24 protein-coding genes and 1 pseudogene are annotated in these 26,952 nt (G+C 54.4%); 9 read left to right on the top strand and 16 right to left on the bottom strand.

Features of this window, described 5'->3' with window-relative positions; genetic code table 11:
- The first annotated feature begins 22 nt into the window (after window positions 1–22).
- From Poly21_RS09785 to Poly21_RS09795, 3 genes are all read left to right on the top strand, one after another.
- Complete coding sequence (locus Poly21_RS09785; RefSeq protein WP_146406630.1) at window positions 23–1,120, top strand: alkene reductase; 1,098 nt, start codon at window positions 23–25, stop codon at window positions 1,118–1,120.
- Between the two features lie 79 nt (window positions 1,121–1,199).
- Window positions 1,200–1,643, top strand: a complete 444-nt coding sequence (locus Poly21_RS09790; protein ID WP_146406631.1) for a DMT family transporter — start codon at window positions 1,200–1,202, stop codon at window positions 1,641–1,643.
- Window positions 1,644–1,818: 175 nt separating this feature from the next.
- A complete protein-coding gene (locus Poly21_RS09795; RefSeq protein ID WP_146406632.1) occupies window positions 1,819–2,664 on the top strand; it encodes an alpha/beta fold hydrolase in 846 nt (281 codons plus the stop codon).
- On the opposite strand, the gene Poly21_RS09800 is transcribed toward Poly21_RS09795, so the two are convergent.
- Window positions 2,640–5,417: a protein kinase domain-containing protein gene (locus Poly21_RS09800; protein WP_146406633.1), complete on the bottom strand. Its 2,778-nt coding sequence runs from the start codon at window positions 5,415–5,417 to the stop codon at window positions 2,640–2,642. The genes Poly21_RS09795 and Poly21_RS09800 overlap by 25 nt on opposite strands.
- Before the next feature lie 190 nt (window positions 5,418–5,607).
- Between Poly21_RS09800 and Poly21_RS09805 the strand changes: the two genes are divergently transcribed.
- The gene (locus Poly21_RS09805) at window positions 5,608–6,819 is read left to right on the top strand and encodes an ISL3 family transposase (RefSeq protein ID WP_146407000.1); all 1,212 of its coding nucleotides are present in this window, start codon (window positions 5,608–5,610) and stop codon (window positions 6,817–6,819) included.
- Window positions 6,820–6,826: 7 nt separating this feature from the next.
- Here Poly21_RS09805 and Poly21_RS09810 read toward each other — a convergent pair whose 3' ends face one another.
- Window positions 6,827–7,459 (bottom strand): sigma-70 family RNA polymerase sigma factor, encoded by a 633-nt coding sequence (locus Poly21_RS09810; protein ID WP_146406634.1) that lies wholly within the window; start codon window positions 7,457–7,459, stop codon window positions 6,827–6,829.
- 299 nt (window positions 7,460–7,758) lie between these two features.
- On the opposite strand from Poly21_RS09810, the gene Poly21_RS09815 reads away from it, so the two are divergent.
- From Poly21_RS09815 to Poly21_RS09825, 3 genes are all read left to right on the top strand, one after another.
- A complete protein-coding gene (locus tag Poly21_RS09815; RefSeq protein ID WP_146406635.1) occupies window positions 7,759–8,457 on the top strand; it encodes a pirin family protein in 699 nt (232 codons plus the stop codon).
- Window positions 8,458–8,559: 102 nt separating this feature from the next.
- Window positions 8,560–9,234, top strand: a complete 675-nt coding sequence (locus tag Poly21_RS09820) for a hydrolase (protein ID WP_146406636.1) — start codon at window positions 8,560–8,562, stop codon at window positions 9,232–9,234.
- Between the two features lie 210 nt (window positions 9,235–9,444).
- Window positions 9,445–11,229, top strand: coding sequence for an amidohydrolase (locus tag Poly21_RS09825; protein WP_146406637.1), 1,785 nt, complete (start codon window positions 9,445–9,447; stop codon window positions 11,227–11,229).
- Between the two features lie 146 nt (window positions 11,230–11,375).
- On the opposite strand, the gene Poly21_RS09830 is transcribed toward Poly21_RS09825, so the two are convergent.
- The 13 genes from Poly21_RS09830 to Poly21_RS09880 form a co-directional block, all read right to left on the bottom strand.
- Window positions 11,376–12,122, bottom strand: a complete 747-nt coding sequence (locus tag Poly21_RS09830; protein ID WP_146406638.1) for a YciI family protein — start codon at window positions 12,120–12,122, stop codon at window positions 11,376–11,378.
- 2 nt (window positions 12,123–12,124) lie between these two features.
- Entirely contained in the window at window positions 12,125–12,538 is a 414-nt protein-coding gene (locus Poly21_RS09835) for a DoxX family protein (RefSeq protein ID WP_146406639.1), read from the bottom strand.
- 385 nt (window positions 12,539–12,923) lie between these two features.
- Complete coding sequence (locus Poly21_RS27325) at window positions 12,924–13,208, bottom strand: helix-hairpin-helix domain-containing protein (RefSeq protein ID WP_302118323.1); 285 nt, start codon at window positions 13,206–13,208, stop codon at window positions 12,924–12,926.
- 50 nt (window positions 13,209–13,258) lie between these two features.
- Entirely contained in the window at window positions 13,259–13,717 is a 459-nt protein-coding gene (locus Poly21_RS09840; RefSeq protein ID WP_146406640.1) for an SRPBCC family protein, read from the bottom strand.
- A 604-nt stretch (window positions 13,718–14,321) separates the two neighbouring features.
- The gene (locus Poly21_RS27330) at window positions 14,322–14,519 is read right to left on the bottom strand and encodes a hypothetical protein (protein ID WP_302118325.1); all 198 of its coding nucleotides are present in this window, start codon (window positions 14,517–14,519) and stop codon (window positions 14,322–14,324) included.
- Between the two features lie 253 nt (window positions 14,520–14,772).
- Window positions 14,773–15,240 (bottom strand): alkaline phosphatase family protein, encoded by a 468-nt coding sequence (locus Poly21_RS27335; RefSeq protein ID WP_302118327.1) that lies wholly within the window; start codon window positions 15,238–15,240, stop codon window positions 14,773–14,775.
- Window positions 15,241–15,295: 55 nt separating this feature from the next.
- The gene (locus Poly21_RS09850; protein WP_146406641.1) at window positions 15,296–16,054 is read right to left on the bottom strand and encodes a phosphate ABC transporter ATP-binding protein; all 759 of its coding nucleotides are present in this window, start codon (window positions 16,052–16,054) and stop codon (window positions 15,296–15,298) included.
- Window positions 16,051–16,932 carry a phosphate ABC transporter permease PstA gene (pstA, locus tag Poly21_RS09855; protein ID WP_146406642.1) on the bottom strand — a complete coding sequence of 294 codons (882 nt, stop codon included), beginning with the start codon at window positions 16,930–16,932 and terminating at the stop codon, window positions 16,051–16,053. The genes Poly21_RS09850 and pstA overlap by 4 nt, the downstream gene beginning before the upstream one ends.
- A gap of 10 nt (window positions 16,933–16,942) precedes the next feature.
- Window positions 16,943–17,788 (bottom strand): phosphate ABC transporter permease subunit PstC, encoded by an 846-nt coding sequence (gene pstC / locus Poly21_RS09860; protein WP_146406643.1) that lies wholly within the window; start codon window positions 17,786–17,788, stop codon window positions 16,943–16,945.
- Window positions 17,775–18,647: a phosphate ABC transporter substrate-binding protein gene (locus tag Poly21_RS09865; protein ID WP_146406644.1), complete on the bottom strand. Its 873-nt coding sequence runs from the start codon at window positions 18,645–18,647 to the stop codon at window positions 17,775–17,777. Before Poly21_RS09865 ends, pstC begins: the two co-directional genes overlap by 14 nt.
- A gap of 54 nt (window positions 18,648–18,701) precedes the next feature.
- Window positions 18,702–19,637, bottom strand: a complete 936-nt coding sequence (locus tag Poly21_RS09870) for a sulfurtransferase (RefSeq protein WP_146406645.1) — start codon at window positions 19,635–19,637, stop codon at window positions 18,702–18,704.
- Between the two features lie 39 nt (window positions 19,638–19,676).
- Window positions 19,677–20,000, bottom strand: a complete 324-nt coding sequence (locus tag Poly21_RS09875; protein ID WP_146406646.1) for an ArsR/SmtB family transcription factor — start codon at window positions 19,998–20,000, stop codon at window positions 19,677–19,679.
- Between the two features lie 269 nt (window positions 20,001–20,269).
- Window positions 20,270–20,686, bottom strand: coding sequence for a hypothetical protein (locus Poly21_RS09880; RefSeq protein ID WP_146406647.1), 417 nt, complete (start codon window positions 20,684–20,686; stop codon window positions 20,270–20,272).
- A gap of 1,009 nt (window positions 20,687–21,695) precedes the next feature.
- Between Poly21_RS09880 and Poly21_RS28480 the strand changes: the two are divergent.
- A pseudogene (locus Poly21_RS28480) lies at window positions 21,696–23,048 on the top strand (alpha-L-fucosidase); the annotation flags it as partial.
- A gap of 639 nt (window positions 23,049–23,687) precedes the next feature.
- On the top strand, window positions 23,688–25,226 hold the full coding sequence (locus tag Poly21_RS28485) for a sulfatase-like hydrolase/transferase (protein ID WP_436967493.1): 1,539 nt from the start codon (window positions 23,688–23,690) through the stop codon (window positions 25,224–25,226).
- 123 nt (window positions 25,227–25,349) lie between these two features.
- On the opposite strand, the gene Poly21_RS09895 is transcribed toward Poly21_RS28485, so the two are convergent.
- The gene (locus tag Poly21_RS09895; RefSeq protein ID WP_146406648.1) at window positions 25,350–26,900 is read right to left on the bottom strand and encodes a sulfatase family protein; all 1,551 of its coding nucleotides are present in this window, start codon (window positions 26,898–26,900) and stop codon (window positions 25,350–25,352) included.
- Between the last annotated feature and the right edge of the window lie 52 nt (window positions 26,901–26,952).

The following is a 26,952-nucleotide window of genomic DNA, read 5'->3' on the forward strand; positions in this document are numbered from 1 at the left end:
ACTTACATTCAGAGGAATCGAAATGACGGCAAAACATGACAATGAGACGCTTTTTCAACCACTCCGCATCGGTGCGATCGAACTTCCGCACAGGATCGTGATGGCTCCTTTGACGAGAGTACGTGCTACGGATCGCGTTCCGAATGCATTGATGGAAGAATACTACTGCCAGCGAAGTAGTGCTGCCCTAATCATCTCGGAAGCGACCGCCATCAGCGAGCAGGGTTATGGCTGGCACGGTGCTCCCGGCATCTACACTGCTGAACACGTCGAAGGTTGGAAGCGGATTGCCGACTCCGTTCACGCATCAGGTGGGCGAATGTTTCTGCAGTTGTGGCATATGGGCCGAGTGTCGCACCCGGACTACCAGGGCGGTCGGTTGCCAGTTGGTCCCAGCCCAATCGCGGCGACTGGGGAGGCTCACACCCCCACTGGCAAGAAGCCGTATGTGGTTCCCCAGGCCCTGAGTGCGAAGGAAATTGCACGAGTCATCGACGACTACGCCGAGGCAACCGGGCGAGCGCGGGACGCGGGATTTGATGGAGTCGAGATCCACGGCGCGAATGGATATTTGATCGACCAATTCTTGCGAGATTCCGCGAACCAACGCACGGACCAATACGGCGGCTCAATAGAGAATCGTCTGCGGTTTCTCCGCGAAGTTGTTACGGCAGTCACCGACGTATGGTCGGCGGATCGCACGGGTGTTCGCTTGAGTCCCACCATGAGTGGCAATGGGATGGCAGATAGCGATCCCATCGAATTGTATTCGCGGGCAGCGCGGATGCTTAACAGGTTCCAGCTCGCCTATCTGCATATTGCAGAAGCGATTCGACCGGGGCGACTCTTCAACGCGGATGCACCCCGCGTGACACCTTCCATTCGAGCCGAATTTGAGGGCGTGCTATTCGCCAACGGTGGCTACGAAAAATCGACGGCAGCCAATGCGGTACGAACAGGGGAAGCCGATGCAGTTGTGTTCGGCCAGAAGTTCATCGCCAACCCAGATTTGCCGGCAAGGCTCAGGGATGACGCACCGCTCAACGAGCCCGAAGTCGCGACGTACTATGCGCCCGGAGCACACGGCTACACCGACTACCCGTCGCTGGTCAGGAGCTGATGATCGCCATCACCAACCCGCCTGCTCACTCACATGTCAAACTCCTGATACCACCCCGGTTTTAACTCGAAAGTAAATCATGGCAAAACTGATCTGGATTCTAATGGCTCTCGCAGCAGGCTCAGCATTGCCGCTGCAAGGCGGTGTCAATGCGAAGCTTGGAAAAGCAGGAGCCAGTCCCGCTCATGCGGCGTTCATATCGTTTGCAGTCGGGACGGTGGCATTACTGGCTTATATCCTGCTGACCAAACAAACAGTCTCGTGGGCAGGCATCAAGCAGTTACCACCGCAATACTGGATCGGCGGAATACTGGGAGCCACGTACGTGACAATTGTCATCCTGGTGTTCCCAAAGCTCGGGCCTGGCCTAGCATTCAGCCTGATCGTTGCCGGGCAGATGGCGATGGCGCTGTTTCTGGAGCACTACAATATCCTTGTCGCTCAGCAACAATCGGTCAGCTTAGGACGGTTCATGGGGGTCGTGCTGATTGTCGTCGGCGTCGTGTTCCTGAAACGGTTTTAGGACGGCACAGTCCGGTAAGCTGAATTGAACCAATGTTTCGGGTGGGGATTCGCCGGGCACGTCCGCGTCTGTCTATCGGTTACGCTTAGTATTGTGAACGGGAATCGAAGTCAGAAAACGCTTCGCCTTCGCCGGCGGATTGCCATCCAATTCACTTTGAACAAGGGACCTGTCCATGAGCTCTGTTACGAGCGCTGATGGTGCAATCATCTTCTACAAAGACTGGGGAAAGCCCAGCGATCAGCCTGTCGTCTTTCATCATGGCTGGCCTCTCAGCTCCGATGACTGGGATTCCCAGATGCTGTTCTTCCAGTCCAAAGGCTATCGCGTAATCGCGCATGATCGACGAGGCCATGGGCGATCCAGTCAGGTTGGCGATGGACACGACATGGATCATTATGCTGCCGACGTTTCCGCCGTGGTGAAGCATCTCGCCTTACGAGACGCTATACATATTGGCCACTCCACAGGCGGGGGTGAAGCGGCTCGTTATGTTGCGCAGCACGGAGCGGGACGCGTTGCAAAACTGGTACTCATCGGCGCCGTTGCGCCACTGATGGTGAAAACGCAGCATAACCCGGATGGGCTGCCACTCGAAGTGTTTGATGGTTTTCGTGAGCAGTTGCTGGCCAACCGGATGCAGTTTTACTGGGACGTCGCCAGCGGACCTTTCTATGGCTTCAACCGGCAAGGTGCGACTGCATCGCAACCCGTGATAAATAACTGGTGGCGCCAAGCCATGACGGGTGGAGCAAAGGCACATTACGACGGCATTCAAGCCTTCTCGGAAACGGATTTCACTGACGACCTGAAGGCGATCGACGTGCCAACACTTGTCATGCATGGTGATGATGATCAGATCGTGCCCATCGGAGCTTCGGCGATGCTCTCGGCAAAACTACTGAAGCAAAGCACTCTCAAGATCTACGAAAAGTTCTCGCACGGAATGTGTACCACCAACAGCGATGTCATCAATGCGGACCTGTTGGCATTCATTCAAGGAGAGTCCGTCGGCACCTGACTAGCTCGATTATCAGGCGATACACTCCCACGCGATGTCAACGCGACAGCTTCGCGGTGCAACAGCTTGCACATCCAAGCCTCTCGGTTGACACTTTGAACTTCATCCATCGCGAGCTCCGCCGTTTCAAGCTCGCGACGAGATGCATTGGATTCCCCAATCGCGTGCAGCGCCATGGCCCGCACCAGATTTGGAGCGGGCGGTAACACACCTCCAGCTTCGTTCTGAAGTATTGTGATCGCTTCACGCGGCCGTTCGTGACGATATTCGGATAATGCTTTTGCAAACAACAAATACGGACGCGCCCAATCCTGGTCCGGCGACAATTTGAGACTCAGCGCGCGGTCAATGAGACGTTCTGCCGCGAGGCGAACCTCCATCGAGCGAGGCTTCAAGAGGCAAGCACGACCAACCCTCTCGCAGATGAGCGGGTTGGTTGTGTCGCCAAATCGCTCAAGTAGCAATTCACATGCATCGATGTAGCGGTCTTCCTGTCCAAGAAACAGACACAGCTCCGCATATCCATCGACATCTTCATGCACTGAATGAATTTCATTGAATACTCTCTCCCATACCACCCTTGCTTCCTCCAGCCGGCCAAGACTTAATAGGGCGGTGCGCAGCCCCTGATTCGTTGAGCTTTCAGAATGCTGAAGTTCGATTGCACATCGGAAATGAGCAATCGAATCGTCAGCATGACCACTCTTGAGCAGTGTCCAAGCAAGTTGATGCTCCGCCCGACCGTGCCAAGGCTCAGATTCGAGCACGCGTTGGTAATAATATATTGCCTCGTCGAGTTGATTGAGCGATTCGAAATTGACCGCGAGATTGTAGTGGACCGCAGATGCGTTTGGCCGGAGTGCAAGTGCCGCGAGATTGTGACCAATCGCCAATTGAGATTTGTGCTGACTTAGTAAGTGGCCGAGTTCGAAGTTGAGCCAGAAATCCTGGGGGTAGTGATGATGTACTCGCTCCAGAAATTCGGTGGGGTCACCACCAAGCCGTCGCCAACGAGTGCCCATTGCAACTAGCAAAGTCACTGGTTGCTCATCGATTTCCGCAACATCCGCCAACTCCTGCAATCGATCGACGTTCGCCCACATCTCCTGGTGTCGCACTTCGTCACGCCAGGAGTTTGGATCGGCTTGGCGAGCTACTTCGAGAATCCACGCGCGCGATTCTGCAGGTGCGCAGGCGGCCCAATCGTCCAGGGCGGCTATCAAAGCGACGTGAACCGTCGACAGCTTGATACGCGAAGCGACGACGTCAGGCTCGTCTAAACCGACTGCTCCAATTCGAGCTTCCTGAAAGGCAGCTCGGTATGCGTCGCTCGATTCTTGATAGTCGATACCACCGGGAACGTACTTTCCCCGACTTAATCGAATCGCATCCAGTTTCTCGGCTAGATCAAGTTCGGTTTGGGCTTTCACGATTTGTTCTCGAAGTACGCCCGAGCCACCATCTGGCATGCGACCGAGTATCGCGCGGGCTTCAGTAAATCTTCCTTCTTCCTCGAGTGAGAGTACGAACGCCAACCGCTGTGTCCACTTCTCCCTTTCGATCCGACGTTGCGATTCGGCTTTGTAATGTTGCAGGGTAAACTCGCTTGCGAATCCAATCAATGCGACAGACGTGAACAAGAAACCTGCCAATGCAGGATTGCGTCGTATCCAACTCGCCAGTCGCTCCACTCGGCCGACAGGACGTGCATGAATGGGTTCACGATTCAGAAATCGCTTCAAGTCGTCAGCAAGTTCTGATGCCGAAGCGTAGCGTTGCTCTGGTAGTTTCCTTAAACACTTAAGGCAGATCGTTTCAAGGTCACGAGGAACGCTGGCGTTAATGTGCGATGGCGCTAAAACCTCAAGTTCAATGACTTGTCTTTGTGTCTCAGCGACGGTCTCTGCCCGAAAGGGGGCTCGTCCCGTGAGCATTTCGTAGAGAATGGCCCCTAAGGCGTACACGTCCACGGAAGTCCCAACGACTTTGCAATCCCCTCTGGCCTGCTCAGGCGCCATGTAGCTGGGGGTTCCCAGCCGCATTCCACTGACAGTAATTGCCGGATCTCGGTCCATGTGGCGAGCCAGTCCAAAGTCAACAACCTTTAAAATTCCGTCCGCTGACAACAAGACGTTGGCAGGTTTCAGATCTCGATGCACGACGCCATTCGAATGCGCAAACTCGACCGCACCTGCCAGGACAAATATCTTTTCTGCTGCTTGCCGATCTGGCTGAGGTGTGCCAGCAAGTCGTTCGGCTAAACTTCCTCCTTCCAGAAGTTCCATTGAGAAGAAAGATCGCCCCTCCGTTTCACCCACGTCATAAATCTGCACAATGTGGGGGTGTTGCAATGCGGCGATTGCATGAAATTCACGCGCGAAACGAAGCTTTTCTGCGTGACTCGCAAACGGCCCAGATCGCAACATTTTAATTGCCACGGTTCGATTGAGTTTGCGATGTCTCGCGCTGAAGACGACTCCCATTCCGCCGCTGCCGAGAATCTCAAGGACGTCGTAATCCGCAAAGTGTGGGAGCTGCCCTTTGGCTACTTCCGATTCCTGGCGGGACTGATCTGTTGCATTGTCAGAATCAGGAAACATCTCGTTGAGCTGCTGTTCGATGCTTTGAACATCGTCCAATCGCTGGCGAACGGCAGGCAAGAGTTCCGGGCAGGCTTTACAGGCGTCGGCGGGATCGCAGCCCGTAGCCAGAATGCGTTCCAACAGTTGCGTGATGCGTTGATCGTCGTACATCGATAGAAATCCAACAACACGTCAAGCCTGGGGGACGGTACTTGAGAAGCTACGTTTCTTACAGACTATGGCTCATCCGACGGAAGCGTGCGCCGGGTTTGAAGTCGCGGAAGTTACGACGGATGGATAAAAAAGTGTGGACATGCCATCCTTCAAAGAGAATTCTCACATCTTCTTTGCAGGAACGTACATGTCCACCTCCTTGTTGTATCACTCTTTCGGCATTCGTGGCTACCGGCAGACTCGAATCGAGCCCACCGGAGGCGTTACACGGTTCCATGTCCATCCAAATGAGAAGTCGATCTGCTGTTCCTCGTGCCAAAGCAGCAACGTGATCAAACGAGGCGTCACGCAACGCGAATTCAGGTGTTCGCCGATCGGATTGAAGCAGACCGTCATTGTCGGCACTTTGCCACGTCTGCAGTGCCGCGATTGCGGGGTCGTTCGTCAGATCAAGGTCGGCTTTGCCGATGCTCGTCGTAGCTACACCAAGAACTGGGCCAACTACGCATTGCAGCTCACTCGCAGCATGACAATCAAAGACGTTGCCGATCTTCTCGGTGTCACATGGGACGTGATCAAGGAAATCAAAAAAAACGATCTCAGGCGACGATTCGCCAATCCTTCCCTGAAAGACGTTCGGTGGATTGCGATCGACGAGATCTGCATCGGCAAAGGGCATCGCTACGTGACACTGGTAATGAACTTGGATAGTGGAGCGATTATCTTCGTTGGAGACGGGAAATCGGCTGAATCGCTGGTTCCATTTTGGAAACGCTTGGGGCGTCGGCGGCATCGAATCGAAGCGGTGGCAATGGACATGTCCTCGGCCTACATCTCGGCGGTGCGCGGGAACCTCCCCAAGGCCGACATCGTCTTTGACCGCTTTCATGTGGCGAAGTTGATGAACGAGAAGCTGACCACGCTGCGTCGACAACTGTACCAAGAGGCGACGGCCGACGAGAAATCGGTGCTCAAGGGGAGCCGCTGGTTGCTGCTGAAGAACCCCGAGAATCTGAGCGAGGATCGGGACGAAGAGGCTCACTTGGCAGCGGCGCTGCAGCTCAATGAACCGCTGGCCACGGGATACTATCTCAAAGAGGAGTTGCGATTGTTTTGGGGGCACACCTTTCGATGGCCTGCGCAGTTGTTCTTGCGGTCATGGTGCAGGCGAGCCACCGCGACGGGACTTTCACCATTGAAGACGATGGCCAAAACCCTGACGCGGCTTGAGGAAGGGCTGTTGAGTTATTTCAAACACCGGATTTCTTCTGGACCGATGGAGGGCACCAATAACAAAATCAAGACGCTCCAACGACAATCCTACGGCATTCGTGATCGCGAATACTTCGAACTACTGCTTTATTCGCTCCATCAGAAAAAGTACGCTTTAGTCGGATGAGCCCAGATTATTCGTTTTCATTCGAATTGGTACCTAACGATATCTCTTTTAGAGATTGTGACAGAAGTAACAGACTTCGGTTCAATCGCCGCTGAATTGTTTTGGTTGAGACGTTAACGATCTGCGCTGCTTCGACCTGCGACATGCCCTGAATTCGTATAAGACTGAAGACTTCCAATTCCTCCTCGGGCAATTGCTCGATCGCATCCAGCATTCGTTTGGCACTTTCACTCAGTTCGGACCCACTACTTTCTGGCGCAACGATCAAGGACTCTGGAAAGTCAACGAACGCCTCCCCATCGTCCAGGCGTCGGGCCAGGTCATTTAGTTCCCAACGCATATGCTGATTGGCGAGTGAAAAGAACTGCCGAACACTCGCAGGCCGCGCTTTCTGCATTGCTTTTATCAAACGCCCGACAACGGAACTCAACAGCTCTTCAGCCTGCAAGTTCAGAGGCGCTCCGACCAGTCGCGGATAATTTCTATAGAGGACCGTGGCACACAATTTGTGCAGTCGACTTACTGCACGACTGAGCAGTTCATGAATCACGGTGTCAGCCGGAGCATCCTTCGGCAGATCAGCCAAGAGGGCGACGTACTTTTCGACGGCGGCAGTTGTGTTTCCTATGTCGTTTTGCATTGTTTTTCGCCTGCTGAACGTGAGGCCTCGAGATGGTTTGTTGCAGCAGGACGGACCGCATTGGGTACAAGGAGGCACCACCGAATCGCCTTGCTATCGGTCCTGTCCAGTCTGTCCGCTTAGTGTAGCAGAGGGAGTCACGAACAAAGAGCCTCGCATCGCCAACGACGGCCCCTTAGCTACGTTGGCGACGTCCCCCAGTTATGACCAAGGCTCTACCGAGGAACCCTTGTTTCCACTGTACGGTGCCAAATAGTTCAAATTGACACACGAAGCTCTTCAACCACAGGGTTTTAGCGATGATCAACATTCGCAGATCTGCAGATCGCGGGCATGCCGATTACGGCTGGCTGATGTCGCATCATACGTTCTCGTTTTCAGCGTACCACGACGTAAACCACATGGGATTTCGAGCGCTCCGTGTGATGAACGAGGACCGTGTCGGTGCTGGGCAAGGGTTTGGATCTCATCCACACAAGGATATGGAGATCGTTTCCTACGTGTTGGAAGGAGCTCTGGAACACAAGGACTCGATGGGAAACGGTGCCGTTTTACACCCCGGAGAGTTTCAACGCATCTCAGCAGGTACGGGCATCACTCACAGTGAGTTCAATCCGTCGAGTGATGAGCCAACCCACTTCTACCAAATATGGATTGGTCCAGATCGGTTGGGCCATGCGCCAAGTTATGAACAGAAGCGTTTCGACGTCAGCAGTTCAGCTCAGCAGCTTCGTTTAGTCGCTTCGGCTGATGGTCGTGAGGGTTCAATCACCATCCATCAGGATGTGCAAATATATGTCGCGCAACTAGCCGCCGAGAAATCAATTGAGTTCCAACTGGAAGAGAGCCGCCATGCCTGGCTGCAGGTACTGCGTGGTCGCGTCAAATTGAATGGATACGCGATGGAAACAGGCGATGGAGCAGCCGTCAGTAGTGAAACAGCCCTCGACATTTGCGCCACCCTGGATGCGGAAATCATGTTGTTCGATCTCTGCTAAGTCGGAATGTCCAGACGCGATAGCAGGCAACTTCACGTTTTCCGCAAAACTCTAGCTACCTCTACTGATATTATTCAATCAAACCAAAAGGAAACCATGCCCATGACCAACGCTCTTGCTGATACCGACGGTGGACTGCTTACCAAAGACAACTGCGCACTGGCATTCATCGACTTGCAACCTCAGATGTCCTTTGGCGCCGCCAGCGGGATTGACCGCCAACTGCTCGTGAACAACGTGCTCATGCTCGCCAAAGGAGCGAAAGAGTTTGGGGTTCCAACCATCATCACTACGGTAGAAACAGAGTCGTTTAGTGGGCCGACTTGGCCACAGTTACTGGATGTCTTTCCAGATCAAACGCCAATCGAACGAACCGGCATGAACTCCTGGGATACGCAAGCATTCCGCGATGCGATCAAAGCGACTGGGAGGAAGAACATCATCCTCTCGGGGCTCTGGACGGAAGTCTGTATCACGTGGCCAACGCTGAACATGTTGGCCGAAGGCTACAACATTTTTGTTGTCGAGGACGCTTGCGCGGGTACGTCGCCCGCTTCCCATGATGCGGCATTGTCGCGCATGGTCCAAGCCGGCGCCGTGCGGATGACAACGATCGCAACCGTGCTCGAGTTTCAGCGCGATTGGGCCTATCGAGATCACTACAACGCACTGATGAATCTATTCCGAGAACATGGTGGTGGATACGGCATGGGCATCGAGTACGCCTACACGATGGTGCATAAGGCGCCGCCCGCGCGCAAGCACGTGAAGTCTTAAAGACTTTCTTTCCGAACCGATTTGGCTATCCGTGCAATGCGATGAACAGAGATTGGGATGAGTCCGTGAGAGCTGTCCACGTCGCCGTGACGAGAGAAGTCAAACACGGGTGTGAAGCCGATTTTGAGGCTGCACTGAAGGAGTTTGCTCGCGAGTCACTTCACTTCCCCGGAACTACGGGCGTTCATCTTATCAAAGGCGTGCATCACGATGGCACCTCAACTCATACTCTACAACGGCAAAGTTACAACACTCGCTCTGCGACAACCCGAAGTGTCTGCCATCGCAGTTTCCGATGGAGTTGTTTCGGCGATCGGTACTGATAACGAAGTTCTCTCACTGGCCGATGAGCAGACGCAGCGAGTTGACTTGAATGGTCGTCGTGTCATTCCTGGACTGAACGACTCGCATTTGCATGTTATCCGAGCAGGGCTTTTCTATAACCTGGAACTGCGCTGGGATGGCGTTCCGAGTCTGTCGCAAGCGTTGGCCCAACTGAAGCAGCAGGCCGACATGACTCCGCCACCGCAGTGGGTGCGGGTCATCGGCGGCTGGAACGAATTTCAGTTCAAAGAAGGTCGCATGCCATCACTGGACGAGATTAACAAAGCGGCGCCTGACACACCAGTCTTCCTATTGCACTTGTACGATTCAGCCCTACTGAACAAAGCCGCCTTGCGCGTCCTGGGGTTCGATCGCAACACACCGAATCCCCCAGGAGGACTGATCGCGCGCGACGCGAAAGGCAATCCAACTGGGCTACTGATTGCCGAGCCCAGCGCGTTGGTTCTCTATTCGACGATTGCCAATGCTCCCAAGTTGTCACACGAAGATCAACTGAACTCGACGCGGCACTACCTGCGAGAACTAAATCGCTTTGGCGTGACTAGTGCCTCAGATGCGGGCGGTGGTGGGCAGAACTATCCCGAGGATTACTCCGTTGTCAAGCAACTGGACGAAGCCGGGCAACTGACCGTACGAATCGCCTACAGTCTATTCGCGCAGAAACCTGGAGAGGAGCTTGCCGATTACACGCGATGGCTGGACATGACGAAGCCCGGAGATGGAAGTGATTTGCTCCGCGTCAATGGTGCGGGTGAGAATCTAGTTTGGAGCGCTGCGGACTTTGAAAACTTCCTGCAACCGAGACCCGACTTGCGGCCACTGATGGAACAGGAGCTCGAAGCCGTCATTCACAACCTTGCAGAAGCCAGCTGGCCATGGCGCATTCATGCTACTTATGATGAGTCGATTGGTCGCTTTCTCGATATCTTTGAACGTGTTCATCGCGATGTTCCGATCGACCGACTGCGATGGTTCATTGACCATGCCGAAACAGTGTCTGAGCGGAATCTTGCTCGCATTCAGTCGCTCGGAGGCGGCATCGCCACGCAACATCGTATGGCCTATCAAGGTGAGTACTTCATCCGACGTTATGGCGTGGAAGCCGCCAAGCGTCGTCCACCGCTGCGGAGGATGTTGCAGATGGGCCTCCCAGTTGGAGCAGGCACAGACGGCACGCGAGTAGCCAGCTACCATCCATGGACTTGCCTGTGGTGGATGGTGACGTCGAAGACCGTTGGCGGAACCGTACTGCATAGCGAATCAGATCGACTAACGCGCCAAGAGGCACTCCAACTCTACACGCAGGGCAGTGCTTGGTTTAGCCGCGAGGAGCACCGGAAGGGAACTCTGGAAGTTGGTCGATTCGCGGATCTGGCTGTATTGAGCGATGACTACTTCGCAGTCGAACCCGACGACATTCGTGCAATCGAAAGCGTCCTGACCATTGTTGGCGGTCGCGTTGTCTACGGCAAAGGAGACTACGCGTCTCTCGCACCAGTGCTTCCGCCCGTCAGTCCACGTTGGTCTCCCGTCGCCACCCTTGGCGGTTACCACAACACGAATTCCACTACGCCTCTCCGACATGAACACACCCAATTCATGGCTGCCGATGGAAGAGTCTGGCAAGCCGGCTGTGGGTGCGGCGTTTAGTTCCAACCAATACAGCCGCTCTTTTAGGTCTTCGATTGGAGTGGGCTATCGCTCACTATACGTGTTCTCTTGCAGAGGAAATGAAAGCGTGTCTCATGAAGCGTCCGCAGTGAAATCTGGGAAGCATGTTTGTTGGCTAATGATAATCAAACCGGCAAACGGTACAGCGGACGAATCTCTGCCGTCCCTCGATGCGATCCCGGAATCCTGGCGGCGATCGAAATCGCCTCGTTCAGATTCGCGACCCGAATCAGAAAATAGCCGCCGAGTTGTTCTTTCGTTTCGGTGAACGGACCATCGGTCACTGCTCGAGCTCCGTGGCGAACACGTACACAGTATGCAGTTTTTGGTGGCTGTAGCGGTGCTGCCGAAATGAACTGGCCGTTCACGTGAAGTTGTTGGCAAACGTCGACGGACTCAGCTAATGCGGGCGCGTGTTCATCGGGAGGCCAAGCCCCTTCTTGGGCATACATCAGTAGGATATAGTCTCGGCGTTGCTCAGCATCGCTGGGAGGTTGGTCGGCGGTGCCTCGTTCAGGCAGTAACAACGAGTTTGGTAGCGGGAGCAGCGGTCGAATTTCAATCGTTCCCTTGGTCGCTGGTGGTAGTCGACTCGCAATATCGATCGCTTCGTCAACGTCTCTGACGTCAACGATGCAGTATCCTCCGAGCTGCTCGGTCGTTTCCGCAAACGGGCCGTCTGTGACTTGGTGTTTTCCATCGCGAACACGCACGCATGTCGCAGTCGCAATCGAATCCAACGCGGAAGCTATCAGCCACATGCCTTGCGTTTCCAGTTCTTTGCAGATGGCTGTCGACTCCAGAATGTAATCTCGACGTTCGTCTTCGGTCCACCAACTTTCCGATGCGTAAATCAGCAACATGTATTTCATATTCAGCCCTCCATTGTTTCACTACTGTCCGGCTGGCTGGAGTTTGTTCCATACGCCAATCTGAAGATTTCTGGTGTTCGCAGTCCAAGTCCTACCCACGCGACAATACCAATGATGATTGGAAAGTACCACGGATCATCGACACGCAAGTGCGTAAGGACCGCCCCGCCGAGGTATCCTGTTAGCAAAATTGCTCCCAGAAACGACGTTCGCGGGATCAGATAAATCAACGTCACAGCAATTTCCAGTACCCCGATGGTGGGAAGCAGATCGAGTGGCAATTCCAGTTGCGCCATCATCTCGTTCTTGCCGGGGAATTCGAAGAATTTTGGAACGCCGCTAGCACCGATCATGAAGAGACCGACAAGTGCGGTCAGTCCCCAGCCGATGATTCTTTTTATTCTCGATACTCGCATGTGGTTGCTCCTGTGATTAATTGACTATGTTTGCGGTTCATCGTGGGGAACGATCACAATCCCGCTCACGCCGATTGTGTCGGTAACGATGCCGCATCGAGGTGACGGTAATGTTATTTCAAGCGGTGTGTGAACAATACCTTCGGCTGCCTGAGCATTGAGTACACGCTTGCAAGCAGATTCTGTTGGAATGCATCGCACTAGCCGGAACCTTCTTAGGTTTCACTTCACACTACGCGGATGGCGGTTTCGGCGGTGAACGGCGTGTTGTTCGCAAAGCCAAACACCCCTAGTACGCCAATGATGCTTTGAGGTCAGCAATAGTTACATTGACCAAAATCCTTCTTGGTATTTGTTATTCCTGGCGTCTTGCTTGTTGAACACTTCAGTTTTCATTCGCTGGGTCTCGGAAATCGAGTCCTTGCGATGGTAATCCGGCGCGGAGAGTTTCGAGTTTCCTCGGCCGCAGTCGATGAAGTGAGGATCGTTCGTCCTCCAAGATCGTGCTCAACTGTTGCAAAGCTGTCAGGTGGGCTGCCACCAGTGCTCGAAGCGCGAGGCGAATAACGTCCACTGAGAAGTTCCCTTCCATGGCGTCGGTTTGTGCATCGCTTGCCAGACGGCTGTCTGGGCCGTTGAGATGGGGGGCTAAGGCTATCGTCGAATGCATTTCTGCGTTTGGGCATTGTTTCGGTGAATTCCGGGAGGGACAACGGTAGGTCAGGCAGCATTGGGAGTACCCGCTTCGACCAGGTCAGCAAGCTGAACGAGTGATTCCTGCCAGCCGAGATAACACATCTCTACCGGGATAGCCGCCGGAAGTCCTTCGTGAAGAATTTCGATCTCCGTTCCGCAACTCATCGATCGCAAGGTGATTGTTTTGGTCATGTCGGCAGCCAGACCAGGATCATCGAACTTGTCAGCCAGTCGGATTCGCTCACTGGGCATCAGTTCTAGGAATCTACTCTCGAACGAATGGCTGTGACCGGTTCCAAAGTTGGTGAAAGTCATATGGAAGCTGCCGCCTACGTACGGGTCGATCCGGTCGATTGTGCCCACATAGCCATACGGCGGAAGCCACCGACACAAGGCGTCAGGATCGAGAAATGCTCGGTAAACACGTTCCGCTGGAGCACGCAGCATACGGTGAAGGCGGACAGTGTTGCTTAAATCGGACATGAGACGTTCCTCCTGTTGGTTGGTGGTTGTTTGATGCTTTGTCGAATGGGATTCTCATCATTCGACATCAAAATCACGGCTCACCCGAAGAAAGCGTGTGCCGAAGTACCGTGCAAGGTATTTCAAGGCATAGCTCCAGAATCCAATATGATGTCACAGAGCGTCGCCGACGAGCGGGGGTTTGCCGGGGATCGGCACCACTATTGGCGTATTATTGACTGGAATAACCTTTGCGAAGTTGCATCTCGGCAGCGCATGGTTCGAATGGGGTGGACTGAAGACGGGAGCCGAGTGCCGTCAAGCACAGAGCGATCGTGGGGGACACCGCCAGCCCGGTCGCTCACGCGACTCGGCTCACTAGGTCCACGCCCACCGAGTCAAGCTCTGTTTGTCCCAGCGATTCCAGTCAAGCGTTGTCACTCCAATCTCACAATGGAAACATGGATACTTGAGGCATGCGTCCAAAACCTCCCACGCACGCCTCCGTGGGATCAGCCAAAACCAACTGAGGGTTCCAGCCAAGCAAACGGCTTTGAAAAAAGGCCACCGCCAATCGCAGGACTCAAGTGCCCGATAAATCGACAATAACTTCTTTGAGTTCCCCTTAGAAGTTAAGTGGAGTCTGGTAGTCATAAGTAACCGGTGTGCCGGTATCGCTGCCGATGTCTTGATATTCGGACACTGAATACTTGAATGGGGTAGTCTTATCAATCGCCCCAGAACCCACTGGCCTGCCATCGACGGTCAATTTTACGGTGCCGCTACCTCCCAACTTGTCGCCGCCGAGGTACTCGAACGACATGCCCAATTCATGCTCACCCGCTTGGATCGTGCCATCATTGGCAACCGAGTAGTGTGCGATGTCGATAAAGTTGTGCGCTGCGTGGAGTTTGCCGTCCTGGAGCTAGAACGCCCAGCCACCGGTGTTGCCGGCTTGGGTGAAGATCATGCCGCTTGCCCCGTCAGCGATTTTCACTTTTGCGGTGATACTGAAGGACTTGTTCTTTAGGTCAGGAGCCGAGGACTCCGGTATTTCAGGAAGCGTGCCACGATACTCAAAACGGGACCTGCCTCAGGCTAGATTCGGTTTGCCAGTCAACTCGGTGCTGAATCGATCGGCACCGCGCCAGTCGAGTGGCAACGCCTTGTTTGCCGAGGCTTGCGCCCACCACAACGTCTTGAGTTCTTCTCAGCTTTTCGGGATTCTCCTGTGCCAGGTTGTGAGCCTGGGAAAAGTCCTCATCGAGATTATAAAGTTCCCACTTGGCAGCGAGCGGATCACAGTCACTGCGATTGGGATTCCAGGGCTCGAACGCCATTGAACCGGCCCACCAGCCATCCTTGTACATGCCCCGGTTGGCAAATAGTTCGAAGTACTGGCTGGTCCGGTGTTCCTCGGTGTCCGGGTCTACGAGCGAGGCGAGGAAGCTCTTACCCTGAATCGGAGTCTGGGCCGTGCCGTTGACGCTACGGGGCTCCTCGATACCCACACCTTCCAGAATCGTCGGTGCGATGTCGATCACCCGTCGAGCTGTAGTATTCAGATGGCTGGAGACCCCACAATTTGCCCGCGTCCAACTAGCCCTTTCGCCCAGAAAGGTAAGCATTCACCAAGGCATTCGTTGACGCGTCGAAAATCGCGTCGGTCTCACCCTGCTCAATAATTTCTCCCACACCATCTTGCATCCAGAACACGGCGACGTGATCAGCGATCCGGCGAGCTTGTGCCAAATTGTGTGTGACGATAATAACGGAATACTTTCCACGCATCGACTCGATCAGCTGCTCAACTCGCTCCGCCGAAATTGGATCTAAAGCGCTGCATGGCTCGTCCATCAGGAGTACCTGAGGCTGTAGCGCGAGGGCTCTCGCGATGCACAGTCGCTGCTGCTGGCCTCCCGATAGATCCAGTGCTGGTCGGTCTAGGCGGCTGTGGACCTCTTCCCATAGGCCGACGTCTCGAAGAACCGTCTCGGTGATCTCATTGATAGCTGGCTTGCTATGTTTGCCGTGCTGGTGCAATGCTAGCTCGATGTTTCGGCGAATCGACATCGGAAATGGGTTCGGCTTCTGAAAGATCATGCCGACATGTCGGCGGAGGTGAACCGATGTTTCAAACACATCTCGAATGTCTTGCCCATTGAACTTGATAGTGCCGCAGACGCTTGCCCCTGGGATAATCTCGGTCATTTGATTGAGTGCAGCCAACAAGCTGCTCTTGCCACAACCCGAAGGGCCGACCAGTGCCAGCACCCGCCCCGGCTCGGCGGCAATAGTCGCACGCCTCAGGATGGTACGGCCGTTGTACTCGATTGAGAGATCGTCGGTAGAGATCACCACTGTCCTCCTGCACCTGGACGCGAAGCCAGACCCGCCATTCGAAGAAGGATCGCGGTCGATCCATTGATCGCGAGCAGCATGGCTACAAGCACGCAGGCGGTGGCGTAGGCCTGAGTTCCCCCGCCGGGAACGTTCATTGCCATGTCGTAAATATGAACGCTCATCGACCGGCCTGAGTCGAGCAGCGACTCTGGAGTGCGTGCGACGTAGCCTGCGGTGAATATCAAGGCGGCTGTTTCTGCTAGAGCGCGGCCCACACTGAGTACGACACCGGCCATCAATCCGGGAGCTGCCGCTGGCAAAACGACTCGGAAAAGTGTCGCTGTGCGATCAAGCCCAAGGGCGGCCGCAGCAAAGCGATACTCACGCGGAACTGCGGTGATCGCTTGCTCAAAAGTACGGACCAGGAGTGGCAGAACCATGCAGGCGAGTGTCAAGCCACCGGAGAGAATCGAGTATCCCAGCTCAAGCGTGATCACGAACAGTGCATTTCCGAAGAGCCCAAACACAATCGACGGCACGCCGGCCAAGACGTCCAGGAATCGCCGTAGGTTTCGTGAGAACCAGCTGTTTTGTTCGATCATTTCGGTCAGCTCGATGGCAGTTGCCAACGAGAGCGGAATCGCGATGAACAAGGTGACGCCCAGCAACAACATGGTGGAGATGAGGATTGGGCCAATGCCTCCGGCGCGTCCAGCGTCTTCTACGGCCTCTGTCAGAAAGGCATAGCTCACATGAGTCAATCCGCGAACACCAATGTCGATCAGGATCCAACCGAGAATCGTGACCACCGATCCAGCTGCCAACCAGATAACGCTCGTGACCAACAAATCGCGGCGTCGATGTAGATAGAGCGTCGTGGGCAGCGATGTCATCGATACATCCTTATCCAACGGGTGACCTCGTACGCCGGGAGAATCCAACGACTAGGACGCTCACCACCAGCATCAACATTAGCCCGCTAACGAACAATACCGATCGATGCGACGCCGATGCATAGCCCAGTTCCAATGCGATGTTCCCATTCAGTGTTCGGCCAGGAGACAAGACGGATCGTGGCATTTCGACGATGTTACCTGCCACCATCAGGACTGCCATGGTCTCTCCGAGCGCGCGCGTCAGGGCGAGCATCACCGCTGAACCAATCCCGCGGCGTGCTGCAGGCAGAACGAGCCGACTAACCGTATCCCAGCGATCCAGTCCGAGCGCGGCGGCACCCAAGATCCACTCTCGCGGCAACGAAGCGATGGTGGAATCAGACAGGAGGGCAATCGTGGGTAGAACCATCAAGGAAAGCACGATCGTAGCCGTAAGCAGATTCTGCCCACTTCCTCCAAACGCAGCGACGAGCGGCGCGAGGACAACCAGTCCCCATAGTCCGAACACGACGGAGGGGATTCCAGCCAAGAGTTCGACTAAGCGTCGATGCCAACTCGCCAACCAAGTTGGTGCATAGAAGTTGCTGAAAACTGCTGACGCAATGCCCAGGGGGGCAGCGATGCAAACCGAACCAACGCTCGTCAGAAGCGTGGCGACAATCATCGGCGTGAAATTGAATTCTCCCGACAGAGGATGCCAACTGGCATCCGTAAAAAAGCGGAAGAGGCCAATACTCCGAAGTGCGGGAGCGGACTCCCGTACCAGAAAGCCAAAAACAAGCAGCACGATAGCCGCCGCTGCTATTGCTAGTACGCGACACGCTACCTTGAGCAACAGATCACTGCGCAACATTTGATTCGCTTGCGATGGGCACAAAGTATTGCGACTTGACTAGGTCATGCACGTCCGATGACTGGCAGAAGTGGATGAACTCCGCAGCCAATGGCGACGGAGACGCAGTGGTAATCAAATTCAAGAGACGGCCCATCGGAAAGGTGCCATTGGCTACATTCGCAGTGCTCGCTTCAATGCTACCGAGCGGCAACAAACGAATCGGCACTCCGGCTTCGATGTCGGCCTCAGCCGTCCCAATGGAGACGTACCCAATGGAGCCCTTCGCACCGGCCACCGTCTTCACGGCGTGTTCGTTGTCGCCGACAATGACATCCGCCTTGACGGTCGGGTTCTCGATGTCGAGATAGTGGAGAAACAGCTCAAGCGTCGCTCGTCCCTCGGCTTTATGGACCACTGTGATTTCCTGATCTTCCCCACCGACGTCCTTCCAGTTATTCAATCGGTCCTGATAGATGGCAACGATCTGGTCTGTGCTCAGTTCGCTACACGGATTGGATTTGTGGACGATTAGCCCTACACCGTCTGCGGCAATCTGATGCGAAACGAGATCATTCTCATCGGGCTTGAGTTCCCGACTGGCCATACCGATGTCGGCCACTCCCATCCTAGCATCGGTGATTCCTTTCCCAGAGCCGCCGGTTTGTACATCAACGCGGACACTCGGATGCCGTTCTTCGAAACGTTTCGCGATCTCCGTCGCCAGTGGAGCAACGGTGCTCGAACCCGTGAGCGTTAAACGCCCTTCGAGGTGATGTTGGCCGTTCTGGATTTGCCCCACAGATGTGTTTCGCCCGCAGCCTGTGATTGTAATACCGAGACAAATCGCAGTCAGTATTGGGAGATAAGTTCTCGTCATGGGAATCCCTCTATTGAATATGAAGTCGCTGCGAAAGAGTACTTTGCCGCAATACTATGGCGTACAAATTGCCGCCGAGTTTGCTGTCGTCTCGGCCGGGTACTGTTTCAGGGATGCGTACTCTTTCCAGGATCCTTCGTAGAGCCGAACGTTGGGGAACTTGGCGACATGAGCTAAGTAGAACCGCAGCAGACTGCCTTCCCGTGAGGTTCCACAGTACACGATGATCTGCTTATCACCCGTCAAGCCTGCCGCTTTGAGCTGGTCTTGAACGCTGGCAAACGAACGGAACTTGTGCGTGTTGTCGTCTTCCATCAACCGCGCCCAGTGGAAACTGATCGCGCCAGGGATGTGTCCTTTGCGAACCCAGATGTCATCTTCGCCGATGTATTCATTGTGGGGACGTGCATCGACCAGCACCACATCGGGACGATCCTTCGTCCGCAACAACTCATCGAGATCGATGCTGATTGCCGTGTTCATATCAGCCGGCAAGCTTCCCAATGGATTGCCAAAGTACTCCTGCGTGGTCGGCAGATTGCGCGTCTGCCATTCGGCCAAGCCGCCGTCGAGAATTCGGATACTCTTGACGCCGAACTTCTCCAGGACGTAGGCCACCATCGAAGCGCTGAGAATTTCGTCATTCGGCAAGACTTCTCCGGTCGCATAGATCAGGTGTGTCCGATCTTTGTCGACGCCAGCTCGCACGAGCAGCAGTTTGGTGAGGTCGTCAGGGAGGTACTGAACGGGAATTCCACGATCAGTACCGCGTAGCGTGTCGAAGTTAATATGGTGCGCTGTCGGCAAATGCACTCGAAAATAATCCTTGTATCCACCTCGCGAATCCAGCACGACTGGTCGCTGCGCTGGATCGACGCTCTGCATCAGGGCCTTCGCCTCGGGCGGCGAAATGACCGCGATCTGGCCCAGGGCAATGGAACAGCTGGTCAAGCCAATAGCTAATGGTAGTAGCAGTGTCAGGATCTTCATGGGGGTTATCGAGTAGGTGGTTGTATTGAGTAAATGGCGTCATGTGAACGAAAGAGTACAGCAACCAAGGTCGATTGCTTTTCCTTTGCGGCGACTGAGTAACTCTGGCGTGAGCGAGTAACGCACGTATCGTCCCTCGCGAGTTCCCGTGACCATCCTTGCCCCGCGTAGAGCCTTCAAATGATGTGAAAGTAAAGTCGGCTCTACGCCAAGACACTCGTTGATCTCTGAGACGGACTTCGGTCCCTCAAGCAACTGCTCAATGACTGCCAATCGGGTTTCATCAGCTAACACCTTGAGAATGCTTGCACACGAGATGTTCTCTCCTGAGTCCTGTCCGAGAACGCTAAATGCTGGTTTCATCGTGCTTCGAGTGAATGAACGCGTAGTCAATTGAACAGACATTCAATCATAGCGATCTCTGAATGTCAATCAAGGAGGCATCGGCTGTTTAGTTCGCTGAGCAAAGCCAACCTGGATCGGTGGCGACAAACAAGGCTCATCCGACGGACGCGTACGCCGGAGGCTTTCGAGGTAGAACTCAAGTTTCCCAAGTCGATTTATGCGTGAGTACCGCTGACAATTGATTCGCAGGCCTGGGAGAAGCGGCATCAAGCTTCAATGTCTCGGACTTAGTGAGCTGAGCCGCGTAAGCGGTCGGGCTGGCGGTTTCGCATCGCTACCAGGACTGCTCCTGCGATGGCAGCCACACTGATTGCCTTGAACCAAATCGGGTATGGAAGCATGGCCACGTTAAACAACACTCCAGCAAGCAACGAAGCCGCGATGACACACGCCGCGACTCGACCGCCAATGTGATACGCAGTCCAAGTGCTGATATAAGCGATGGCTGCCCACATTGGCACGACAACAGCCAGCACCCAAGCCGGATAGAGGGCGACATGCGCGCACATTGCTTCCATCGTCCCATCGAAGTCCGAGGGCAGGGGGTGAACGATCGAACTGAAAAACTCAACTGCGACGAGCAATACCATCGCGAGGGCGATTGCCGTAATGACACCGCCGATAACTTGTAGCACCTTGACCATGGCGAACTAGCTTCTCCATTTGGACTTACGGATAGGATGAGACATGATCCAAAGACAATGCGAGCATCCACTCGCATTCGCTACGCCATTGTATTTGGAAACAGTTGTGGTAACTGACTCGGTGAGCTCTGAAGTGAACGCTGACCCCGCAGCTGCAGAACGTACTCGAAGCTCAGTATCCATGGAAAACGTAGTCGCACGCTGCCTGAATTCTCGACCTCCATAATTCAAATTGCTGGCGTCTCGAATTTCCCACGCTGCCGGCGCGATCGCATAGCGGGGCAACGGCCTGTCTTTTTAATGCGCCAAGTCGACCGCCGCCATACCCACTGCGATCGGCGATAACACGGGACTCGACGCCGAGGTCAGCATTTTCAGTTCGACTATCCGGCCCACTTTCGCTCTTCAACCAGCCTCTCAAGCTCGCTCGATACGCGTGCTCACAAGCGTTAATGGGTCGGCGAGCATGCGTCGGTGAAACGCAGAGCAAAGTAAGTTCGCTGAGACATGGCGGCATCAACATATCTTCAACTTTGGCCCCCGGCTCCTGCTCGGTCGACCAGCCTCCATGCACGCTCTATCCAAAGGTGGACTGAACTTGCCAAGGAGGGCGGTCGCTATTTGCTGTAGGCCGATTTCATGCTGGTGCCAAGTCAAATCGAATCGCCAGTCGACGATTCGGCAACGTCTCGCTTGCGATTTATCGATCCGCATGAAAGGGTGCGTGGATCGAGCTGCGTTGTTCTGCTTTTCAACGTACCCCTTCGGCAGAGTTGGCGGTTAAACTGTGGCGTATCGGCCGTTGGGCAGTTTTTCAATCAGAGCTAGACTGGGCGGGCATGTCCGCTAATCACGAACTAATAAAAGAACAGCGATGAAAAATATTGACCTCGAAGTCCTCTCGAAGATCCTAGCCGGTGCATTTTTTGTTTTGACCTGGACGGCATCTCTGGCTCGGGCGGAAACCCCGACGCCTCCGTACGACGGCAGTTGGGAGTCATTGCAAGAAATGCCAGTGCCGGATTGGTTCGACGACGGTAAGATCGGCATCTTCATCCATTGGGGTCCCTATAGTGCGATTGGCTACCGCAAGGGAGGTCGCGGGTACGCGGAACATGTGCCGAAGATGATCTACGACGATCCAACGCACTATTACCCCTATATGAAACAGCGCTGGGGCGCCCATCCTCCGGAGTTTGGCTACAAGGACATTATTCCTGAGTTCAAGGCGGAGAACTGGGATCCCGATCAGTGGGCTGCATTATTTGCTGAAGTTGGTGCAAAGTATGTGGTGTTGACGGCGGAACATCATGACGGTTGGGCTAACTGGGATTCGGATCTAACGCCGTGGAATTGCGTGGATATGGGACCGAAACGCGACTTGGTCGGCGATCTTGGAAAAGCGGTGCGAGCCAAAGGATTGAAGTATGCACCCTCCTACCACCGAGAACGCCATACTGGATTCTTTGCGAAAGAGAAGTATGTCGTCCATAGCGAGCCTCGGCCCGATATCGCCGAGGAGATTCGCCGCGTTCCTGAGGCGTCGATGCTTTACGGACCGGAGTTCAGCTACACCAAAAACTATGTGGATGACTATGTCGCCCGTTGGCAGGAGATTCAAGAAAAGTACCATCCGGATATGCTGTGGATGGACGACTTTCCCATCTACACCCGCGACGGCAATGAGGTTCGTAAGGGAGTCATGCAGCCAGAGATCAAATACTTTGATGATCAGGTTCGAGGAATGATCACTGATTTCATGAACGATGGTGCCGCTCGCCGAGCAGATGTCTATGTCAATAACAAGGGAGCGAATCGAAACTGGCCAGATGGCGTGGGGTGTCTTGAAAAGGATAATTTAAAACTCAGCGTGATCGGCCCCAAATGGCAGAGTTGCACGACTTTTGGCACCTCCTTTGGGTATTTAGAAAACGATCATTACAAGGACATCGAAAGTGTCATTCACGAAATGATCGAGGTGATTAGCCGCAATGGAAACTTTCTTGTTAACATCGGGCCGATGGCCGACGGAACGATTCCCCCGCCACAGCTGGAGCGACTGCGCGCGATGGGTGAGTGGTTGCGGATCAACGGGGCAGCGATCTATGGAACCCGCTATTGGAAAGAGTCTGACCAGAACAACGAACGTCTGGCCTTTACCACCAAAGGAAAAAACCTGTACGCCATCAAGCTGGCCGAGCCGTCTGCACCCTTTGTCATCACGGGCACTGCAGGCTGGAACGAGGGACAAATAACATCGGTATCGCTTCTCGGCTCCGACTCGACCGTGAGCTGGCAGATGACTCCGGCTGGATTGGAGGTGAATCCGCCTGCTGACTTGGGTGCAAGTCGGATGGCCTGGGCGTTTGAAATCGTCACCGATCGTGATCAGCATGTTCCAAATGTGATTGAGAGCAACGCGACTGAAGCCTTGAAGGGCACCGGAGCGGTTGATCTCGAAGGGGGCGTAGAAAATTCACCCGCGGTGATTCCGCCACCTAGCGGCACCACGATTGAAGTGGAAACGGCTTCCTCCGTAAGTGGCTTAACAAACTTACCCGTTCCACCTGCGTCTGGAAGATCGGTTACGGCCAATCAAGAAACCGGGCATGAAGAACTTGGGTCACTGGTGGATGGAGTGCTCGGTAGGAACTTTGGCCCGATTTTTGGAAACACAGTTCACAAAGGCGCCTACAAGATGGACTTGGGAAGTATGCAATCGATCGCTGCCATCACGAGTTGGTCGTTCAACATGAAAGGATTTCGTGGGCCGCAGAAACTCACGCTCTACGGCAGCGACTCGTCTACGGATCCCGGTTGGGATTTATCTAAATTCACTGCGCTTGGTACGATTGATACCACCGGCACCAAGAAAGCGAGTTTCACCGCGGCATCTTTGCGTGGTATCGATGGGCAGGCGGTTGGGCGATTCCGCTGGATCGTGTGGGACGTTTCCCCCATCACGGGCCGAGGCGAAAAAACGGCTTTTCAAGAACTAGCTGTGGAATTGATTCATCCGCCGAGGCGGCCCAACATCCTGTACATTGTTGCGGACGATCAAGCGCCTTTTGACCTTAAAATATATAATCCGGATTCGGAGCTTGACACGCCGGTAATTGCCCAACTGGCTGCCGAAGGCATGGTGATCGATGGAGCCCATCAGATGGGCGCGTGGTGTTGCGGCGTATGTACTCCGTCGCGCCATATGATCATGTCCGGTCGCACTCTTTGGCATGTCCCGGACAAACCGAAACTTGGTCGAAATCCGATCGCTTTGAATCCCCTGCATGTGCCACCGGACCTGGCCGATCACACCATGGCAGCGGTTTTTAATGCCGCGGGGTACGACACGATGCGAACCTGCAAGAAAGGTAATAGCTACGCTGCTGCAAACGCGAAGTTCACGGTGGTTCATGATGCCGTCAAGCGAGGTGCCACTGATGAGTCAGGTAGCGCATGGCATGCGAAGCAGGTGCTCAACTATCTCGACCAACGTAAGAACTCCGATGACCAAGACCCATTTTTGATTTATTTCGGTTTTTCCCATCCTCACGATACCCGCGACGGGAAGCCTGAGCTGCTCGCTAAATATGGTGCCGTCGATCATCGAGAGAAGAGTAGCCTCCCTCCGGCGAATCCCAACCAGCCGAAGCTTCCGCGCAACTATCTCCCCAAGCACCCATTCAATAACACGGACATGAAGGTGCGCGATGAGGTGAACGTCAGCGGAGTTTGGACCAACCGTGATGAGCGCACCATTCGTAACGAGTTGGGCCGCGAGTTCGCATGTAGCGAAAATATCGACATACAGATCGGCGCAGTTTTAGAAAAGCTGAGGCAGATGGGTGAACTGGAGAATACCTATATCTTTTACACCTCCGACCATGGGATGGCGATCGGCAGGCACGGATTGCAGGGCAAGCAGAACCTCTACGAGCACACCTTTCGCGTTCCTTACGTGGTGAAGGGGCCCGGCATCAAACCAGGATCTCGTGCTGTCGGTAACATCTACCACCTCGATGCGCTCGCGACGCTATGCGAACTCGCTGGTATCGAATCGCCAGCGACGAGTGAAGGAATTAGCTTTAAGAAAGTGCTCGAAGGCAAACAGAATACGGTCCGCGACATTCTGTATGGCGCGTATTGCGGTGGTGCAAAACCTGGAATTCGTTGCGTCAAGAAGGGCGATTGGAAACTGATTCGCTATGAATCGGCCGAAGAAGGCGTGAGGGAAACCCAGCTGTTCAACCTGGCCGAAAACCCCGATGAGCTGCTGGCCGCACACCACCATCCCAACGTAATCGCGTTAACCGGCTACACACCAACTTCCCACCAAGTCAATCTCTCCAGTGATCCGAATTACGCTGACAAGCTTCATGAAATGGAGCAGATTCTGCTCGATGAAATGCGAAATCACTTTGATCCGTATCGCTTTTCCGGCCAACCGGATGATGCGTTGGATACAACCGACACTTCAAATCCCCCGGTAGGTGATAGCGTGCCGGCGAACAAGCATAATCGCGACCGGCTCGCCAAGTAGGGCCGGCTTGGTAGGGATGCCTGAACCGAACTTTCACTGTATACGGCGGATGAGCCATTACTTTCCGTTTGAGAGTTTTCGTGTCTCGGTGAAGGGCCCGATCATCTCACCATTGGAGCGGAGCTACTGGGCTTCTTTGTTGAGTGGTTCCTCCACGACGAGGGCTGCTGGAAAATCGGCGGCATGCAATCCCTCCTTTTCTGCCCAGCGTTTGTTCTGTGATCCCCCAGCGGGTTGGTTCATAGGGATGTCCATGCCGCCTGCGTCGCCCAGCATCTCGTAGAGTCGCCGCTCCATTTTCTTAGCTACCGGTTGGAACTGCGGATCAGCGATCAAGTTGCGTGTCTCACCTGGATCTGCTTGGATGTCATACAGTTCGTCCACATCCCATAAGCCGTAGTAACTGATGTATTTGTACTGGTCACCGCGGAGTGCGAACTGCGTTGGGGTCTGCGGGAAATTCTTTTCCCAATAGTAGACATACAGAAAATAGTCACGCCATTTGCTATCCTTCGAATTGGGAAGATCAAGAAAGCTCATTCCATCCATGTAGTCGGGTGTCTGCAATCCTGCAGCGTGCATGACCGTGGGGCCAATGTCGATATTGCCGATCATATCTTCCACCACGGTACCGCCTTGGTATAGCTCGGGACACTGCATCATCATTGGAACTCGCATAGATGCGTCGTAAGAAACCCGCTTGTCGATCAATCCATGTTCGCCCCACATGAAACCGTTATCTCCCATGTAGATAACTAGCGTTGAATCGTAGAGTCCCATCTCTTTCAATTGATTGAGCACGCGGCCAACGCTATCGTCGACGCCCAAGAGTGTTTCGCAGTACCGGCGGTAGAGGTAGTCGATCCCTTTGTCGCTGTGGTAGGGGAAGTCGATCCCATGCCAGCTGTTGCGTTGGTCGCGAACCCAGCGTGGTGCGTTGCTTGCAGCGGTGACGCCCTCGCCACGCGGCAGAAAGCTGAGGTCCTCGTCTGCGTAGGCACCTTTGTCTTGGTCGGCGGGGGTGAAGTTGGCATGCACCGCTTTGTGCGACAGATACAGAAAGAAGGGTTTGTCCGAGGTCTGCTGTTCCTTCATCCAGTCGATCGCGTAGTCAGTCAATTCTTCGGTGATGTATCCCTTTTGTTTCACGCGTTTACCGTCGACATTGAGCGTGTAGTCGGGGTGGGGTGGCCAGTATTGGCCCTGGCCGCGAAAGCTCACCCAGTGATCGAACCCAGGCCGCGGGTTATCATGGCTGCCTCCCATGTGCCATTTGCCAATGAAGGCGGTCGAATATCCGGCTTGCTGAAGGTATTCCGGAAAGAACCGAGTTCCGTCTGGCACAAGACGGTTGTTGTCGATCACCCGGTGTTTATGAGTGTACAGACCAGTCAAGATGGAAGCGCGACTTGGTGAACAAAGCGACGTGGTGACGAACGAGTTTTTTAGGTGGACACCATTAGCGGCGATCGAATCCAGATTGGGGGTTTGGAGAAAGGGGTGATTCATGAACCCCATGGTGTCGTAGCTATGATCGTCGGTGAGAATGAAGACCACGTTGCGCGGCTTGACCCCGGCGCGCTTGCCCACGGCGGGAAGGTCTGCTGCCGAGCCGCTCAGTGGAATCGACAGTAAGAGAACAATCGTCAAAATCTGGGTCAGTCGCGTGCGCATGTGTGGGATCTCTGAAGTAGTTTGATGGGGATTGGCCTACTAGTATAACAAA

The sequence above is a fragment of the Allorhodopirellula heiligendammensis genome (assembly GCF_007860105.1).
Classification (GTDB): domain Bacteria; phylum Planctomycetota; class Planctomycetia; order Pirellulales; family Pirellulaceae; genus Rhodopirellula; species Rhodopirellula heiligendammensis.

Excerpts from the sequence above, each read along its gene's own strand:
- Poly21_RS09785 (WP_146406630.1), top strand. The coding sequence starts at position 23 with ATGACGGCAAAACATGACAATGAGACGCTTTTTCAACCACTCCGCATC.
- Poly21_RS09790 (WP_146406631.1), top strand. The coding sequence starts at position 1,200 with ATGGCAAAACTGATCTGGATTCTAATGGCTCTCGCAGCAGGCTCAGCA.
- Poly21_RS09795 (WP_146406632.1), top strand. The coding sequence starts at position 1,819 with ATGAGCTCTGTTACGAGCGCTGATGGTGCAATCATCTTCTACAAAGAC.
- Poly21_RS09800 (WP_146406633.1), bottom strand. The coding sequence starts at position 5,417 with ATGTACGACGATCAACGCATCACGCAACTGTTGGAACGCATTCTGGCT.
- Poly21_RS09805 (WP_146407000.1), top strand. The coding sequence starts at position 5,608 with ATGTCCACCTCCTTGTTGTATCACTCTTTCGGCATTCGTGGCTACCGG.
- Poly21_RS09810 (WP_146406634.1), bottom strand. The coding sequence starts at position 7,459 with ATGCAAAACGACATAGGAAACACAACTGCCGCCGTCGAAAAGTACGTC.
- Poly21_RS09815 (WP_146406635.1), top strand. The coding sequence starts at position 7,759 with ATGATCAACATTCGCAGATCTGCAGATCGCGGGCATGCCGATTACGGC.
- Poly21_RS09820 (WP_146406636.1), top strand. The coding sequence starts at position 8,560 with ATGACCAACGCTCTTGCTGATACCGACGGTGGACTGCTTACCAAAGAC.
- Poly21_RS09825 (WP_146406637.1), top strand. The coding sequence starts at position 9,445 with ATGGCACCTCAACTCATACTCTACAACGGCAAAGTTACAACACTCGCT.
- Poly21_RS09830 (WP_146406638.1), bottom strand. The coding sequence starts at position 12,122 with ATGAAATACATGTTGCTGATTTACGCATCGGAAAGTTGGTGGACCGAA.
- Poly21_RS09835 (WP_146406639.1), bottom strand. The coding sequence starts at position 12,538 with ATGCGAGTATCGAGAATAAAAAGAATCATCGGCTGGGGACTGACCGCA.
- Poly21_RS27325 (WP_302118323.1), bottom strand. The coding sequence starts at position 13,208 with ATGCATTCGACGATAGCCTTAGCCCCCCATCTCAACGGCCCAGACAGC.
- Poly21_RS09840 (WP_146406640.1), bottom strand. The coding sequence starts at position 13,717 with ATGTCCGATTTAAGCAACACTGTCCGCCTTCACCGTATGCTGCGTGCT.
- Poly21_RS27330 (WP_302118325.1), bottom strand. The coding sequence starts at position 14,519 with ATGTCGTTCGAGTACCTCGGCGGCGACAAGTTGGGAGGTAGCGGCACC.
- pstA (WP_146406642.1), bottom strand. The coding sequence starts at position 16,932 with ATGACATCGCTGCCCACGACGCTCTATCTACATCGACGCCGCGATTTG.
- pstC (WP_146406643.1), bottom strand. The coding sequence starts at position 17,788 with ATGTTGCGCAGTGATCTGTTGCTCAAGGTAGCGTGTCGCGTACTAGCA.
- Poly21_RS09865 (WP_146406644.1), bottom strand. The coding sequence starts at position 18,647 with ATGACGAGAACTTATCTCCCAATACTGACTGCGATTTGTCTCGGTATT.
- Poly21_RS09870 (WP_146406645.1), bottom strand. The coding sequence starts at position 19,637 with ATGAAGATCCTGACACTGCTACTACCATTAGCTATTGGCTTGACCAGC.
- Poly21_RS09875 (WP_146406646.1), bottom strand. The coding sequence starts at position 20,000 with ATGAAACCAGCATTTAGCGTTCTCGGACAGGACTCAGGAGAGAACATC.
- Poly21_RS09880 (WP_146406647.1), bottom strand. The coding sequence starts at position 20,686 with ATGGTCAAGGTGCTACAAGTTATCGGCGGTGTCATTACGGCAATCGCC.
- Poly21_RS09895 (WP_146406648.1), bottom strand. The coding sequence starts at position 26,900 with ATGCGCACGCGACTGACCCAGATTTTGACGATTGTTCTCTTACTGTCG.